Annotated in this window: 1 rRNA gene; it reads right to left on the reverse strand. The window is 50.0% G+C overall.

The window, feature by feature from the left end:
• Positions 1–1,178 (reverse strand): 23S ribosomal RNA (locus tag A3GM_RS0106055); the annotation flags it as partial.

A 1,178-nucleotide genomic window follows, 5' to 3' on the forward strand; every position in this document is an offset into this window, starting at 1 on the left:
CCCCGTCGATATGAGCTCTTGGGGGGGATCAGCCTGTTATCCCCGGAGTACCTTTTATCCTTTGAGCGACGGAGTTTCCATACACATCCGCCGGATCACTATGCCCTAGTTTCCTACCTGGTCGGCATGTCTGCCTCTCAGTCAAGCACCCTTATGCCATTGCACTCTAATAGGTCGGTTACCAATCGACCTGAGGGTACCTTTGGAAGCCTCCGTTACGCTTTTGGAGGCGACCACCCCAGTCAAACTACCCACCAAACAATGTCCTCGTAATTCACGAGTTAGACCTCAGACAGCCAAAGGGCCGTATTTCAAGGATGGCTCCAAGAGTGCTGGCGCACCCCCTTCAAAGCCTCCGGCCTATCCTACACATCGGATGACCAAGGTCAATGCTAAGCTGTAGTAAAGGTTCACGGGGTCTTTTCGTCCCATCGCGGGTAATCGGCATCTTCACCGATACTACAATTTCACTGAGATCATGGTTGAGACAGTGTCCAGATCATTACACCATTCGTGCAGGTCGGAACTTACCCGACAAGGAATTTCGCTACCTTAGGACCGTTATAGTTACGGCCGCCGTTTACTGGGGCTTCAATTCAAACCTTCTTCCGAAGAATAAGCTCTCCTCTTAACCTTCCAGCACCGGGCAGGTGTCAGACTGTATACATCATCTTTCGAGTTAGCACAGCCCTGTGTTTTTGTTAAACAGTTGCCTGGACCGATTCTCTGCGCCTCACTACCATTACAGTATGAGGACCCCTTATCCCGAAGTTACGGGGTCAATTTGCCTAGTTCCTTAACCATGAATCTCTCAACGCCTTAGTATATTCTACCCGACTACGTGTGTCCGTTTACGGTACGGGTGCTTTAACAATATGTTTAGAGCATTTTCTTGGAAGCAGGATTACCCACACTATTGGTTCGCTCCGAGGAGAAAACCATACTATCAAGGTCGGATCTGATTGTGGATTTACCTGCAATCATCAACTCCTACACTCTTTAACGAGGACTTCCGTCGCCTCGCGGTGGTGTCACTTCTTCGTCTGCCCATCACTCATTAAAGCAGTAACGGAATATTAACCGTTTCTACCATCGCCATCGCCATTCGGCTGAGACTTAGGACCCGACTAACCCCGGGGTGATTGACATTGCCCGGGAAACCTTGGTCTTACGGCGGG

The organism is Hoylesella nanceiensis DSM 19126 = JCM 15639, assembly GCF_000379965.1.
Lineage (GTDB): Bacteria > Bacteroidota > Bacteroidia > Bacteroidales > Bacteroidaceae > Prevotella > Prevotella nanceiensis.